Below are 14341 nucleotides of genomic sequence, written 5' to 3' on the forward strand. Positions count from 1 at the left end.
TCGTTTCCTCCCTTCTCGTTTCTCGTTCGGTCGGGGGTGCCCCAGAAACATAGGCCGATGAAAAACGCCTGGTCAACCCCGGATCGAGGGGCACCCGTCATTTTCCTCGCGCATAGATAATTCGTTGATGAGCCGTATATGCGAGGCCGTCGTGACGTAGATCAGCGGTATATGGACGCTTGCCAGGCTGGGCTGCTCACCAGCAGACGAGAGGGGTCCGGCCAGCCATGACCGACCAGTTGCCGATGGCAGGCAAAAGCGCCCTGATAACCGGTGCGGGTTCCGGGATCGGCCGATCGATAGCCTGGGGTCTGGCCCGGTCGGGCGCCCGTGTGGTCCTCAACGACCGGGACTGGAGCAGCACGGCCGGTCTTCGCCGGGAAAAGGAGACCCGGGAATACCTGGACGCGCTCGGCGCCGACTACCGCCTCATCGAGGCGGACGTGTCGTCGGAAGGCGCGGTGAAGGACATGTTCCAGCTCGCGCTGAGCGGAACGGACTCCCTCGACTTTCTGGTCAACAATGCCGGTGAACAGTTGCCATCGGCGGCCCACCTCCATTCTCTGGCGGATTTCTCGCGGGTCCTCGACACCAATCTCGTCGGCGCGTTCCTGTGCGCCAGGACGGCGCTGGAGCACTTCGTGGGCGCCGGCGTCCGCGGCGCGGTCCTGAACATCACGAGCGTCCACGAGACGGTGCCCAAGCCCGGGTTCGCCAGCTACGCGGCGAGCAAGGCGGCGCTGCGGATGCTCACCGCGACCCTGGCCCTGGAGTACGCGGCGCACGGCATCCGGGTCAACGCCATCGCCCCCGGTGCCATCGACACGGAGATGAACCGGGACTGGGTGTCCGACCGGGACAGGAAGGCCCGTGCCGAGGCCCGCATCCCGCTGGGCCGGATCGGGGAGCCCGACGAGGTGGCCGGTCTCGCCCTGTTCCTGCTCTCGGACGCCGCGCGCTACATCACCGGGCAGTCCGTGCTCATCGACGGCGGGCTGAGCCTGCACACCGACTTCCAGCGGGACTGGACCTCGTGAGCGGCCACCGGCCCGCCGCGGGTCCCCACAGCCCGGCCCGGCCCCGGGTCATCGCTCTCGACGGCGCCGACAACGCGGGCAAGACCACCCAGCTCAGGCTGCTGCGCAGCGCGATCGGCGACGAGGTGTGCGTCGGCGGCGGAGTCCACCACTACCTGCCGCAGTGGCCGAAGCTGGCTGGCGACGAACTCGCCCACTGGTGGTTCACCGAGTCACGCAGCGAGGAACTGGTCGGCCTGCTCCTCAAGGGCTACGGCCGACGGCTGGACGCGCTCACCGGCCGGCACCCCTGGGTGATGCTGGACCGGGGCCTGGCCACCGTCGAGGCGAGCTGCGTCGCCTCGGTGATGCTCAAGGACGGCCGGTCGGCGCGGGACGCGGAGGCCCTGGTCGCGGGCGTGCGCGCCGAGGTGCTGGGCGACTGGGCCCCCGAGGCGTACAGCGTGCTGCTGTCCCTGGGCCCGGTGGCCGACGGCGCCGCGCTGAGCGTCGGCCGCGAGCGCGCCGCCGACGAGCGGTACACCCGCTACCAGCACCTGCTGCACGCCGCGCTGGAAACCCGCCGCTCCCGCCACGACGCGGTCATCGCGGCGGACCGCGCCTCCATCGTCGATGTACAGAACCAGCTCCGCGCCCACCTCGCCGAAGTCGGCCTTCCCACCGAGCCGTTGCTGGCGGACGTCCGCCGGGTCATCGGCCTCGGGGGCCTGTCGGAGAGCGGCAAGAGCAGCGCCGGGGAGTACCTCCGTCACCGGTTCGGGACCACCCGCCTGAAGCTGGGGTACCTCGTCGACCTGGCCGCCGCCCGGCACGGCCTCGCCCTTCCGTACGAGGAGGAGCCCAGGCGGCTGGCCGAGCTGGTGGTCGACGAACTGGACCGGTATGCCCGCGCCCACTACTACCTGCGCGACTACACCATCGAGAGCCTGCACCGGCCCGGGCTCACCCGGGAGCTGAAGCGGCTGCTGGGCGAGCGGCTCAGCGTGGTCTACCTGGACGCCCCGGCGCCCGTCCGGGCCCGGCGCTCGCTCGTCGACCCCGGCTCCCTGGCCCGCAACGACGAGGTGAAGCTGTCCCGGGGAGCCGACGCGATCGCGGCGGAGTGCGACCTGCTCATCGACAACACCGGCCCCCGCCCCGGTCTGGAGCTCGCGCTGGACCGGCTGATGACCGGCGCCACCGCGTCCCCGGCCTCCGCGTCCCTGCGGATGGCGGGTCCCCTCGACCTGCCGGCCCCGACGGCACTGCGCCGGGCCGCGGCCACCACCCTGACGGGGCTGCGGTCCGCGCTGGGCGAGCGGCTGCTGCTGTTCGTCGTGGCGGGCAGCGTCGGGTTCGGCACCGCCGACCGCGACCTGAGCGACCTCGACGTCCTGGTGGGCGTCGAGCCGGGCACCACCGCCGACCTCGCCGGGGAACTGGCGCGGCTGCGCGCCGAGTTGGACGTCAAGCTCGGCGTCACCGTGCTCACCCGCCATGAACTGCTGCTCCGGCGCTGCGATTCCCGCACCTTCAGCACCCTGCACTCGCTCGGACAGGGCCGGATCGCCTGCCAGTACGTCAGCGACGACCTGGAGCTGCCGGACTTCGGCGCGGCCCAGCGCCACCAGCAGACCGTCCAGTACCTGGCGCGGACCCTGCACGAACTCCGGCGCCCCCTGCTGGGCGTCGAGACGAGCCCGTACGCCCTGTACAAGACGGTGCTGAACGCCGCCAAGATGCTGCTGCGGCTCGCCGGGGCCGAGGAGACCGACCCCGGCGCCATCTCCGCCCTCTTCGACCGGATGTTCCCGGCGCCGGACCGGGCCAGGATCCCGAGCCGGCCGGAGTACCGGCAGATGGGACGCGAGGAGATCGCCGCGGTCGCCGCGTCCGTCCTGGACTGGTTCGAGCGGTACCTGGCCACCGCCCCCGCGTCGGTCGCCTGACCCGCCCCCATCCGATCCCCCCGGTGACACCGCACGACCCTTAGGAGTACCGCACTGTGAAGATCGACGACGACGTTCCCGGCCCCGCCGAGGTCATCCGGCCCTATCCCCGGCTGGCGCCGGTGCGCAACATCGGCGCGGCCGCCGCCGAGGCGGTGGTTCCGGGGCGGCTCATCGCGCTGGAGGGACCCGACGGGGCGGGCAAGACCACCCAGATCGAGCTGCTGAAGACCGCGCTGACGGAGGACGGGTGGTCCGTCCGGGTCTGCGCGTTCATCAGGAACCCGCTGATCTGGCACGCCAAGGCGCGCGGCAAGTACGACAACTGGGACCCGTACACCATGGCCCTGCTGTACGCCGCCTCGCTCACCGACCTCGTCAACCGGGAGGTGCTGCCCCACCTCGCCTCGGGCGGCGTGGTCATCATGGACCGGTACCTCTACTCCGTGATGGGCCGCTCCGAGGCCCGCGGCTGCGACCGGCGGTGGCTGAGCGCCCTGCTCGCCCCGGCCACCCTGCCGCACCGCACCCTGCATCTGCGCACCCCCGTCGCGGAGTGCTTCGACCGCAAGGCCGCCCTCGCGCCGACCTTCTCGTACTGGGAGTGCGGGGTGGACCTGCACGGCGACGACGCCCTGCGCTTCGCCGGGCCCAAGGAGGCCTACCGCGACAGCTTCCTGCTCTACCAGCAGCGCGTCCAGGACATCGTCGAGGACCTGCTGAAGGACGCCGACGCGCTGGGACTGCCGGGAGCCGGGCGGGAGACGACGGCGGCCCGGGCGGCGGCCTGGGTCCGCGCGGGCCTGGCCGGGTCCCCGTGACCGCCCCCGCGCCCGCGCTCTCCCTTAGGGAGTCGCTCGCCGAGCGGGCCGAGGAGCGGGACTGGGCGGGCGTCGAGGCGCTCGGCGGCGTCCAGGTGCTGCCCCCGCCGCCGGGCCTCCCCGGCCCGCGCACCCCGCTCTGGCGGCACGCGCTGACGTCCTGGGGCTATCTGGTCACCGGCGTGAGCGAGCTGAAGAACTCGACCTGCGGCTTCGCCCAGCGGGACGGCCGGCCGCACTTCTTCAAGTACGTGGGAGCGCGGAACGCCATCGCCGAACTGGCCGGTTACCTGGAGTTCGGCGCCGCGGGCAACCGGGTGCCCACCCTCCTGTCCCTGCTGCGCACCGACGCGGGGACGGTCATGGTGTACGAGTACCTGCCCTCGATGGGGCTGGGGCGCGGCACCCTGTTCGACCTGCTGTGCCGCGCCGAGCGGGCCGGGACACTGCTGCCCGAGCACGAGGTCGGCCCGCTGCTCGACCGGATCCGCGCGAACTGCGCCCGGCGCACGGTGCGTTCCTCCTCGCCCATCGACACCTTCTTCGCCCGCCGCGTCACCGAACGGCTGATCCCCTGGTACGTCGAGCGCCGCCGCCCGTGGCTGGACCAGCCGGTGGTGGTCGACTCGGTGCCGCAGCCGACGACGCTACGGGAGTGCCTGGAGGGCACCGCGGCCTACTTCGACGGCCTCGGCGCGCGCGAATGCGTCCTGTCCCAGGGCGATTTCAGCGAGACCAACGTGGGCAGGGGCGCGGTCTTCGTCGACCTGAGCAACGCCGGGCACAACGACGTGCGCGGCGAGCTCGCGACCGCCTTCTGGTCGCTCTTCCTCGGCGGGGGGTACCTGTTCCCCAAGTACCACCCGGCCGCCTACCGGTGGCGGGAGGCACCCTTCGACGGTGCGGCCCCGCGGTGCGCCACCCGCCTCGACCCGCGCACCGCGACGCTCCACATCGACCTCGACCACCGGCTCTCGCCCGCCCGGGCGGACCTGCTCCACCGACTGCTCGACGTGTTCACCGAGGCGTTCGGCCCCGAGCTCCTGGACCGCCGGCTCGCCCCCTACCTGGTGATGCGGGCGGTCGGCGTCCTCGACCTCGACACCCTCGACCCCGCCGACCGGGCCGTGTGCACCGCGCTGGCCCTGCGCTGGTGGAACGAGCGCGACAACCTCGGTACCGTCCTGCGCACACTGATCGATCATGGGAGACCCCGATGAAGTCCCGGGCCGTGGCCATCGTCCGACAGGACGACTCCGTTCTGCTCATCCACCGCCGCAAGGACGGGGCGGAGTACCACACCCTGCCGGGCGGCGGAGTCGAGGAAGGGGAGACGCCCGAGCAGGCGTGCGTACGCGAACTGGCCGAGGAGACAGGTCTTTCGGCGGCCGTGGAGTCCCCCCTGCTCACCCTCGACAACGCGGGCCGCACCGAGCACTACTTCGTGATGGGCCCGGCCACCGGAACCCCGCGCCTCGGCGGTCCGGAGAGCGAGCGGGACGGCGAGGACAACCAGTACCGGCTCGTGTGGGTGCCGCTGGCCGAGGCGGCGGACGTCGGCCTGAAACCGGCCGCCATCGCGCCCCACCTGGTCGAAATCGCCGGCAACGTAAGATGACCCTCCGTTTACCGGTTCGCGCCAGACCCCTGGAGACCAGCGGCCGGTGAGAGTTGTGCGCGTGCACGCCCGGGGGAACTGTGGAATTCTTCGTGCTCGGATCCGTGGGCATTCGGATCGAAGGGGCCGTCGTGCCCGGCGGGCCGCCCCAGCAGCAGGCCACCCTCGCCGCCCTCGCGCTCCGAACCGGCCACGTCGTCCCCCTGCACGAGCTGATGAGCGCCGTGTGGGGCGAGAGGGCCCCCGGCTCCGCCGTGATGATCCTGCGGACCTACGTATGGCGGCTGCGCAAGATCCTGGAGAGCGGCGGCTGCGATCCGCAGGCGCTGGCCTCCGTCAACGACGGCTACCGCCTCGCCGTGCCGCCCGCCTCGGTCGACGCCTTCCGCGCCGAGCGGCTGGCGGCCGACGCGACACGCGCGGGCGAGGCCGGACGGCACGACGAGGCGGCCGCCCTGCTCACCGAGGCCGTGGCGCTGTGGCGCGGAGAGCCGCTGGCGGGCGTGCCGGGGCCGTTCGCCGAGCAGCAGCGCTCCCGGCTGTCCGAGCTGCGCCGGCAACTGCTGGAGGAACGCTTCGCCCTCGACCTCCTGCTGGGCCGGCACACCCAGGTCATCCCGGAACTCACCGCGTTCATCGGCGAACAGCCGCTGCGCGAGCGCCCCTACGGCTTCCTGATGCGCGCGCTGTACGCCGCCGGGCGCCAGGGCGACGCGCTGGCGGTGTTCGGGTCGGCGCGCGAGGTGCTCGCCGCCGAGCTGGGCCTCGACCCCGGGCCCGAGCTGCGCGCACTGCACCAGCGGATGCTGGCCGGAGACGCCGAACTGGCCGCGCCCGCGCCCGCCGCGCCGCCGCCCGCCCGCGACGAGCCCGTGGACGCCGTGGTCCCGGCCGCCCTCCCGCGCCCGGCGCAACTCCCGGCCGACATCGCCGACTTCAGCGGCCGGACCGACACGCTCGCAGCGCTGGCCGAGGCCCTCACCGACCAGGACCGCACCGCACTGGCCGTCGCCACGGTCGGCGGCATGGGCGGCATCGGCAAGAGCGCCCTGGCCCTGCGGGTGGCCCACCGCGTCAAGGAGGCCTTTCCCGACGGCCAGCTCTACGCGGACCTGCGCGGCACGGGCGCGGACGCGGCCGACCCCGGCGCGGTCCTCGCCAGCTTCCTGTCCGCGCTCGGCGTGCCGCGCCAGGGAGTACCCGGCTCGGTGGAGGACCGCGCCCGCCTCTTCCGTACAGTCCTGGACGGCCGCCGGGTCCTGGTGCTGCTCGACGACGCCCGCGACACCGCGCAGGTCAAACCGCTGCTGCCCGGCGCGGTCCACTGCGCGGTCGTGGTGACCAGCCGCGCACACCTCTCCGGCGTGCCCTCCGGCACCCATGTGCAGCTCAAGGAGTTCAGCCCGGGCGAGGCGCTGTCCCTGCTGCGGCACATCGTCGGCGCGCACCGGATCGACCAGGAGCAGGCCGCGGCGGTCGCGTTGGTCGGCGCCTGTGCCCATCTGCCGCTGGCGGTACGCATCGTGGCCGCGCGGCTGGCGGCCCGGCCGGGCTGGACGGTGGCGTACCTGCTGGCCCGGCTGGCGGACGAGCGGCGCCGGCTGAGCGAACTGCGGGCCGACGACCTGGCCGTATCCGCCGTCTTCGAGCTCGGCTACCACCAGCTGACCGGACCGCAGGCGACGGTGTTCCGCTCGCTCGCCCCGGTCGCCTGGCCGAGCATCGGCCTGTCCGCCGCCGCGGCGGCGCTGGCGCTGGGGGAGCCGGAGACCGAGACCCTGCTGGAGGCGCTGGTGGACGCCGCGCTGCTGGAGTCGCCGGAGGCGGGCCGCTACCGCTACCACGACCTCGGCCGGGACTTCGCGCTGCACCTGCCCCACCCGGAGTCCGAACGGGAGACCGGGGCCGACGCGCTGGTGGAGCGCCGACTGCTCGGCCATCTGCTGCGCATGGCGGCCGAGGCGTTCCAGCGGATGGTGCCGGGCGACCCGGTGCACGGCACGATCTCCGTGGCGGGCGGGGAGCCGGGGGAGCAGCGGCTGGCGACCCTGGGTCAGGCACGCGCCTGGGTGGTGGCCGAGTTCGACTGCGCCGTCCACGCCGTCCAGCTCCTGGTCGCGCGGGGCGAGGGCGCGGACCCGGACCTGCTGACGGTCGCGGCCGACCTCCTGGTGGCCCTCAGCTCCTTCGGCCAGGACATCCCGTACGGGCAGATGGCCCTCACCGCACGCTCCCTGGCCGAGGTCGCGGCGCTGCACGGCAACCACCACGCGGCCGGGCGCGCCCACTTCATCTGCGGCAACGCCGCACTCCAGGCGACCCAGCTGGCGCGGGCCAGGACCGAGTCCCAGCTCGCGGCCGAGGCGTGCCGCCGGGCCGGGGACCGGGCCATTCTCCAGCAGGCGTACAACGACCTCGGCGTCATCGCCCAGTTCGAGCAGCGCTACGACGACGCGGCCGACCACTTCGACCAGGCACTCGCCCTCGCCCATGAGCTGGGCAACCGCTCGGGCGGGCTGACCACCACCCTCAACGCCGCCCTGGCCCGGATCCGCGGCGGCAGGGCGGAGGAGGCACTGCCCGCCTGCGACGAGGCGCTGAGCGCGCTGCGCGCGATGGCCGACCCGCACGGCATCGCCCACGCGCTGTGCGTCCGCGGTCAGGCGCTGCACGAGCTGGGCCGTCTGCCGCAGGCACTGGCCGACTACGCGCAGTGCCTGGAGGTCTGCGAGGCGGAGGGGATCCCGGGCCGGCGGGCGCAGGCCCTGTACCGGTACGCCGACACCCTGCGCGTGCTGGGGCGCCTCCAGGCGGCGCTGGAGGCGGCCGCCCGTGCGGTGGCCTACTTCCGGACCGTGCCCGACCGGGACCGCGACCGGGGCTACGCGCTGCTGATCCACGCCCGTGTCTGCGCCGACGCCGGCCAGCACGAGCAGGCGCTGGCGCGCTCCCAAGAGGCGCTGGAGGTGTTCACCCGGGCCGGTCTGCCGGAGGCGGCCCAGGCGCGGCTGCTGGTGGACGCCACCGAAGTCGTACCGGTGTAGGCCCGGGGCCGCCCGCGTCGTGGCGGCGGGGCCCCGGCGCCCGCGCCGCCGGCCGCGCCCCGTTCTCACGCCTTGGTGTTGAACTCCTCGTGGTCGTTCTTGTGACCCGGGTCGCCGGCCAGCGAGGTCCGTCCCGTGTCCGCCGAGTGCGTCGCCGACAGGGCCGGCACCGAGACGGCGAGGAGCGCGGCGAGCAGGGCGGGGACGAGGACGGTCAGGCGGCGGGCGGCGGACTTCGGGTTGTGCTGCACGGGGTTTTCCCTGTCTGTCGAAGAGGCCTGCGGCTGCGACCCGGCCTGCGAGCGGTTCCGCGCCGACTCTCGCACCGGCGCATCTATGTTTCATATACGGGCGGACGTCGACGTTTCCTCTACGGGCGGGCGTCGGCGCCGCAGGGCGGGCACCCGCTGGGGCAAGGGGGCCGTCGCGGGTGATCCGGGTCTCACTCGGGCGGTGCGACTTGGCTATGCAACGAGTTGCATAGAAGGATCGCGGTATGGCGCTCGACCACGCGATCCTCGTCTCCCTGCTGGAGAAGCCGGGCTCAGGCTATGAGCTGGCCCGGCGGTTCGAACGGTCCATCGGCTACTTCTGGACCGCGACCCACCAGCAGATCTACCGCGTGCTCAAGCGCATGGAGAGCGACGGCCTGCTCGCCGTCCGCGAGGTCGCCCAGGAGGGCAGGCCGGACAAGAAGGAGTACTCCGTCGCGGCCCCCGGCCGCGCCGCGCTCTCCCGGTGGCTGCACGAGCCGATCGAGCCCGAGAGCCTGCGGCACGACCTCGCCGTGAAGATCCGCGGCGCGGCCTTCGACGACCCGGCCGCGGTGATCCAGGAGGTCGAGCGCCACCGCCAGGTGCACAGCGACCGGCTCGCCCACTACCTCGCGGGGGAGCTGCGCGACTTCACCGGCCCCGCCGCCCCCGTGCCGCTCGACACCGGGCAGGAGCTCCAGCACGTCGTGCTGCGGGGCGGCATCGCGTACGAGCGGATGACGATCGCCTGGCTCGACGACGTCCTGGCCACCGTCCGCAGGCTCTCCACAGGCGCCCCCGCCACCGATGACCACTGAACCCCCGACCGCGAACCCTCCCGAAAGGCGGACCTCCATGGCCGACGCCCTGCTGTTCAACCCGCGCACCTACGACCCGGCGCACTTCGACCCCGAGACCCGCCGGCTGCTGCGCGCCACCGTCGACTGGTTCGAGGCGCGTGGCAAGCGGCAGCTGATCGAGGACTACCGTTCCCGCGCCTGGCTCGCCGACTTCCTGGCGTTCTCCGCCAAGGAGGGCCTGTTCGCGACCTTCCTCACCCCGGCCTCCGAGGGCTCGAACGAGGACCAGCGCTGGGACACGGCCCGGATCGCGGCCCTCAACGAGATCTTCGGGTTCTACGGTCTCGACTACTGGTACGCCTGGCAGGTCACCATCCTGGGTCTCGGCCCGGTGTGGCAGAGCGACAACGCCGACGCGCGCGCCCGCGCCGCCGAACTCCTTTCCCAGGGCGAGGTGTTCGCCTTCGGCCTGTCCGAGAAGACGCACGGCGCCGACATCTACTCCACCGACATGCTCCTGGAGCCCGACGGCGACGGCGGCTTCCGCGCCACCGGTTCCAAGTACTACATCGGCAACGGCAACGCCGCGGGGCTCGTCTCCGTCTTCGGCCGGCGCACCGACGTCGAGGGCCCGGACGGCTACGTCTTCTTCGCCGCCGACAGCCGCCACCCGGCGTACCACCTGGTGAAGAACGTCGTCGACTCCTCCAAGTACGTCAGCGAGTTCCGGCTGGAGAACTACCCGGTCACCCCGGGGGACGTCCTGCACACCGGCCGGGCCGCGTTCGACGCCGCGCTCAACACCGTCAACGTCGGCAAGTTCAACCTGTGCACCGCCTCGATCGGCATCTGCCAGCACGCGATGTACGAGGCCGTCACCCACGCCCAGAACCGCGTCCTCTACGGCCGCCCCGTCACCGCGTTCCCGCACGTGCGCCGCGAGCTGACGGACGCGTACGTCCGTCTCGTCGGGATGAAGCTGTTCAGCGACCGCGCCGTGGACTACTTCCGCACCGCCGGGCCCGACGACCGCCGCTACCTCCTCTTCAACCCGATGACGAAGATGAAGGTGACCACGGAGGGCGAGAAGGTCATTGACCTGATGTGGGACGTCATCGCCGCCAAGGGCTTCGAGAAGGACAACTACTTCGCCCAGGCGGCCATCGAGATCCGCGGACTGCCCAAGCTGGAGGGCACGGTCCACGTCAACCTCGCGCTGATCCTCAAGTTCATGCGCAACCACCTGCTGGAGCCGGTGGAGTACCCGGCCGTGCCGAGCCGCCTCGACGCGGCCGACGACGACTTCCTCTTCCGGCAGGGGCCGGCCCGGGGCCTGGGTTCCGTGCGCTTCCACGACTGGCGTACCGCTTACGACGCCTACGCCGAGCTGCCCAACGTCGCCCGCTTCCGCGAGCAGGCCGACGCGCTGTGCGCGTTCGTCACCACGGCCGCCCCCGACGAGGAGCAGAGCCGCGACCTCGACCTGCTGCTCGCGGTGGGCCAGCTCTTCGCGCTGGTCGTGCACGGTCAGCTGATCCTGGAGCAGGCCCGTCTGACGGACCTGGACCAGGACGTGCTGGACGAGCTGTTCGCGGTTCTCGTCCGTGACTTCTCCGCGCACGCCGTGGAGCTGCACGGCAAGGACTCGGCGACCGAGGCGCAGCAGTCCTGGGCGCTCGGCGCGGTCCGCCGCCCGGTCGTCGACGAGGCCCGCTCGGCGCGCGTCTGGGACCGGGTGGAGGCGCTGTCGGGCGCGTACGAGATGGCGCGCTGACCTCGGAGCGCGCCCGGCGGGCGCACTGAACCAGCGGTCAGGTGTCCCGGCCCACCGGCGTAGTGCCCGCCGGTGGGCCGAGCGCGTTTCCTATCCCACGAACGGGCCGTCGGTGGTGAAACGCCGCAACTGGCGGGCGAACGCCTCGGCCTCGCCCGGCGGCCAGGAGGACAGGCTCTCGGTGATGTGCGCGGCCAGCCGTCCGCGCAGCTCCGTCACCGCGGCGCGGCCCCGCCCGGTGAGGACGAGCAACTGGGCCCGCCCGTCGTCGGGGTCCGGTTCGCGGCGTACGAGCCCGGCGGCCTCCAGACGGGACGCGCGGCGGGTGACGCCCGAGCGGTCGATCCCGACATCGGGAGCGAGGTCAGCCGCGCTGCGCGGCCCCGTCCGGGCCAGGGCGCTGAGTACCGGGTAGGTGACCTCGTCCAGCCCTTCGCCCATGCCCTCGGTGAGCCGGTGGTGCAGCTGCTCGCGGGTGGTGCGCCGCAGCAGAATCCCCAGCGCGTCCGCGATCTCGTGTCCCACGTCGTTGTCCACCCCCGAAGAATAGCGTGCGCGGCGCACGTGTTCCTGTTAAGGTGCCCTCTGAAGCGTGCGCGGCGCACGCATAATCTGAGAGGATCACCCATGAACCGCATCGGCATCGCCACCGCTCTCGACGACCTGCTGTTCAACCGCGCCCTCACCGTGGAGGAGGCGGCCGACCGCCACTTCGCCCCGGACTACCGCCAGCGCACGGACGGCGAGTGGGCCGACCGCGCCGGGTTCGTCGAGCACATCACCCATCTGCGCACCCTCGTCGCCGACGGGCGGGTCACCGTGCACGACGAGCTGTACGACGGCGCCCGGTACGCCGACCGGCACACCGTCGACATCACCAAGACGGACGGCTCCACGGTCGCCATGGAGGTGTACGTGTTCGCCGAGTTCGCGCCCGACGGCCGCTTCCGCCGCATCGAGGAGACCACCTTGATGCTCTCGGGCGGCGAGGGCGACCGCGACCTCGGCAGCGCCCGCTGAAACCCACGCGTACCGGCCGTGCGGGCGGCCCGGCGGCGGACCGGTGATCTCGACGGCACCGGGGTGGCAGGACATCATGGCGGAACCGTCGAAAGGATGACCCGTGCCGGACCTTCCCCAGACCAACGGATACACCGCCGAAACCGCCAACGGCCCTGCTCCCGGGCGTCGTTCGGAGACACTCACCGGCACCGTCGAGGTCGAGTTCCCCGAGTTCCTGACACCGCCGCCCGAGCCGATGGGGTTACTGACCTCCTGGCTGGACAGCAGCGTCGCGCACGGCGTCCGGGAGCCACGCGCACTGGCCCTGGCCACCGCCGACGCCCGCGGGCGCTCCTCCTCCCGCATCGTGGCGCTCGGCTCCGTGACGAAGGACGGCCTCGTCTTCCTCAGCCACAGCGCCAGCCGGAAGGGGCGCGAACTCGCGGAGAACCCCTGGGCGTCCGGCGTCCTGTACTGGCGTGAGACCAGCCAGCAGATCACCCTTGCCGGGCCGGTGGAGAAGCTGCCCGACGCCGAGTCCGACCGCCTGTGGTCCGCGCGGCCCGTCTTCACCCACGCCATGTCCACCGCCTCCCGGCAGAGCCGGACGATGAACGGTCTCGACGAGGTGGACGAGTTGCGGGCCACCGCACGGCAGCTGGCGGATCCGCCGCGCCCGCTGCCGCGCCCCGCGACCTTCACCGCCTACCGGCTCGTCCCCGAGACCGTGGAGTTCTGGGCCGACGGCACCGACCGCCTCCACGAACGGCTGCGCTACGACCGTACCGACGGCGGCTGGGACATCAGCAGGCTCCAGCCCTGACCACCCCCGCGCGCGACCGACCGGGGGCCGCCGACCGCGGCCCCCGGACCCGTGAGGTGCGCAGGCGCCTCAGCCCGCCGGGACCGCCTCGACGACCGAGGCGTGCGGCGAGGGTTCCAGGACCCGCGCGACCGCGAAACCGGCCGTGGCGAGCAGCGCCTCGTACTCGGCGCGGGTACGGCCCTTTCCGTTCAGGACCGTCATCATCAGCACGTCGATGGTCTTGCCGGGGTGCGGCTCGTTGCCCGCCGGGATCATCGCGTTGATGACCAGCAGCCGGGCGTGCGCGGGCATGGCCTCGCGGCAGGTCCGCAGGATGCGGACGCACGCCTCGTCCGGCCAGCTGGCCAGCACGTGCTTGAGGAGGTAGACGTCGGCGCCGGACGGCACGGAGGTGAAGAAGTCCCCGGCCCGCGCGCTCCAGCGGCCGGCCAGCTCCGGGGTGTCGAGCACATGCCCGGCCACCACGCTCTCCAGGTCGACCAGAGTGCCGTGCACGCGGGGGTTGCGCCGCAGGACGGCGCGGAGCAGACCGCCCCGCCCACCGCCGACGTCGACCACGGTGGTGGCACCGGAGAAGTCCAGGGCGTCGACGACGTCGTTGCTGAGCGTCTCGGAGAACGCCGCCATACTGGAGTTGAAGGCCCTGCCGAGGTCCGGGTCGGCGGCGACGTGGTCGTAGAAGGGGACGCCGTACACGTTCTCGAAGGCGGTGCCGCCGGTGCGTACCGCCTCGTGGAGCTGGGCCGCCGACTGCCAGAACACGGGCTCGCCGCGCACCAGGATGTAGTCGCGCAGCGAACGCTCGACGTCCGTGCGCAGCGGCTGTGCGAGCGGGGTGAGGTGGAAGCGGCCCTCGTCGTCCTCACGGAAGACACCCTTGGTGGCGAGGAAGCGCAGCAGCCGGTAGAGGTGGGGACCGTCGACCCCCGCCGCCTTCGCGAGTTCGTCGGCACTGCGCGGCCCGTCCGCCAGATGATCGGCGATGCCGAAGCGCGCGGCGGTGTGCAGGGCCGCCGAGTAGAGGTAGCCCAGGGAGAGTTCGAGTAACTCGCCGGTCACCTCCCCCGGGGCGGCCGACGTCTGCGGAGCTCCGGTGCCTGCGGGGCGAGCGTCTGCCATCGGTGGGTCCCCTCTCTCGACCCCCGTCACCGGCAAGGGCGCGGGGGCACTCTGCGGACAAGCGCCTGAACGGCGCTCCAGCCTACGGCCGCTGCTTCGCGTCCAGCTGGAGACCACC

Annotated in this window: 13 protein-coding genes; 10 read left to right on the top strand and 3 right to left on the bottom strand. The window is 72.8% G+C overall.

The features are described from left to right. Nucleotides 1–227 precede the first annotated feature (227 nt). The 6 genes from AC069K_RS01810 to AC069K_RS01835 all read left to right on the top strand — a co-directional run bounded on the left by AC069K_RS01810 (nucleotide 228) and on the right by AC069K_RS01835 (nucleotide 8448). The gene (locus AC069K_RS01810) at nucleotides 228–1037 is read left to right on the top strand and encodes a glucose 1-dehydrogenase (protein WP_365104441.1); all 810 of its coding nucleotides are present in this window, start codon (nucleotides 228–230) and stop codon (nucleotides 1035–1037) included. Further along, the gene (locus tag AC069K_RS01815) at nucleotides 1034–2965 is read left to right on the top strand and encodes a hypothetical protein (RefSeq protein ID WP_478611070.1); all 1932 of its coding nucleotides are present in this window, start codon (nucleotides 1034–1036) and stop codon (nucleotides 2963–2965) included. The genes AC069K_RS01810 and AC069K_RS01815 overlap by 4 nt, the downstream gene beginning before the upstream one ends. Nucleotides 2966–3021: 56 nt before the next feature. Continuing rightward, nucleotides 3022–3786, top strand: a complete 765-nt coding sequence (locus tag AC069K_RS01820) for a dTMP kinase (RefSeq protein ID WP_365104434.1) — start codon at nucleotides 3022–3024, stop codon at nucleotides 3784–3786. After that, on the top strand, nucleotides 3783–5006 hold the full coding sequence (locus AC069K_RS01825; RefSeq protein WP_478611074.1) for a hypothetical protein: 1224 nt from the start codon (nucleotides 3783–3785) through the stop codon (nucleotides 5004–5006). Before AC069K_RS01820 ends, AC069K_RS01825 begins: the two co-directional genes overlap by 4 nt. Beyond that, nucleotides 5003–5404, top strand: a complete 402-nt coding sequence (locus AC069K_RS01830) for an NUDIX domain-containing protein (RefSeq protein WP_478611077.1) — start codon at nucleotides 5003–5005, stop codon at nucleotides 5402–5404. Before AC069K_RS01825 ends, AC069K_RS01830 begins: the two co-directional genes overlap by 4 nt. A gap of 92 nt (nucleotides 5405–5496) precedes the next feature. After that, complete coding sequence (locus AC069K_RS01835; protein WP_478611080.1) at nucleotides 5497–8448, top strand: AfsR/SARP family transcriptional regulator; 2952 nt, start codon at nucleotides 5497–5499, stop codon at nucleotides 8446–8448. A 65-nt stretch (nucleotides 8449–8513) separates the two neighbouring features. Here the strand turns inward: AC069K_RS01835 and AC069K_RS01840 are convergent, their stop codons facing one another. Continuing rightward, the gene (locus tag AC069K_RS01840; protein ID WP_358837279.1) at nucleotides 8514–8699 is read right to left on the bottom strand and encodes a hypothetical protein; all 186 of its coding nucleotides are present in this window, start codon (nucleotides 8697–8699) and stop codon (nucleotides 8514–8516) included. A gap of 245 nt (nucleotides 8700–8944) precedes the next feature. Here AC069K_RS01840 and AC069K_RS01845 point away from each other — a divergent pair, with 245 nt between their 5' ends. Then, nucleotides 8945–9520, top strand: coding sequence for a PadR family transcriptional regulator (locus AC069K_RS01845; RefSeq protein ID WP_478611084.1), 576 nt, complete (start codon nucleotides 8945–8947; stop codon nucleotides 9518–9520). Nucleotides 9521–9557: 37 nt separating this feature from the next. Further along, on the top strand, nucleotides 9558–11276 hold the full coding sequence (locus AC069K_RS01850) for an acyl-CoA dehydrogenase family protein (protein ID WP_478611087.1): 1719 nt from the start codon (nucleotides 9558–9560) through the stop codon (nucleotides 11274–11276). A gap of 90 nt (nucleotides 11277–11366) precedes the next feature. Here the strand turns inward: AC069K_RS01850 and AC069K_RS01855 are convergent, their stop codons facing one another. Continuing rightward, complete coding sequence (locus tag AC069K_RS01855) at nucleotides 11367–11813, bottom strand: MarR family winged helix-turn-helix transcriptional regulator (protein ID WP_478611090.1); 447 nt, start codon at nucleotides 11811–11813, stop codon at nucleotides 11367–11369. Between the two features lie 90 nt (nucleotides 11814–11903). On the opposite strand from AC069K_RS01855, the gene AC069K_RS01860 reads away from it, so the two are divergent. Both AC069K_RS01860 and phzG read left to right on the top strand, forming a co-directional pair. Then, nucleotides 11904–12296 carry a nuclear transport factor 2 family protein gene (locus tag AC069K_RS01860; RefSeq protein WP_478611093.1) on the top strand — a complete coding sequence of 131 codons (393 nt, stop codon included), beginning with the start codon at nucleotides 11904–11906 and terminating at the stop codon, nucleotides 12294–12296. A gap of 103 nt (nucleotides 12297–12399) precedes the next feature. Beyond that, a complete protein-coding gene (phzG, locus tag AC069K_RS01865; RefSeq protein WP_478611096.1) occupies nucleotides 12400–13101 on the top strand; it encodes a phenazine biosynthesis FMN-dependent oxidase PhzG in 702 nt (233 codons plus the stop codon). Between the two features lie 69 nt (nucleotides 13102–13170). On the opposite strand, the gene AC069K_RS01870 is transcribed toward phzG, so the two are convergent. Continuing rightward, nucleotides 13171–14223 carry a methyltransferase gene (locus AC069K_RS01870; RefSeq protein WP_478611099.1) on the bottom strand — a complete coding sequence of 351 codons (1053 nt, stop codon included), beginning with the start codon at nucleotides 14221–14223 and terminating at the stop codon, nucleotides 13171–13173. Nucleotides 14224–14341 lie beyond the last annotated feature (118 nt).

The sequence above is a fragment of the Streptomyces sp. NPDC043908 genome (assembly GCF_056435525.1).

Bases quoted from the DNA above. Each gene is read 5' to 3' on its own strand.
- AC069K_RS01845 (WP_478611084.1), top strand. From the start codon at position 8,945: ATGGCGCTCGACCACGCGATCCTCGTCTCCCTGCTGGAGAAGCCGGGC.
- AC069K_RS01830 (WP_478611077.1), top strand. From the start codon at position 5,003: ATGAAGTCCCGGGCCGTGGCCATCGTCCGACAGGACGACTCCGTTCTG.
- AC069K_RS01850 (WP_478611087.1), top strand. From the start codon at position 9,558: ATGGCCGACGCCCTGCTGTTCAACCCGCGCACCTACGACCCGGCGCAC.
- AC069K_RS01860 (WP_478611093.1), top strand. From the start codon at position 11,904: ATGAACCGCATCGGCATCGCCACCGCTCTCGACGACCTGCTGTTCAAC.
- AC069K_RS01810 (WP_365104441.1), top strand. From the start codon at position 228: ATGACCGACCAGTTGCCGATGGCAGGCAAAAGCGCCCTGATAACCGGT.
- AC069K_RS01870 (WP_478611099.1), bottom strand. From the start codon at position 14,223: ATGGCAGACGCTCGCCCCGCAGGCACCGGAGCTCCGCAGACGTCGGCC.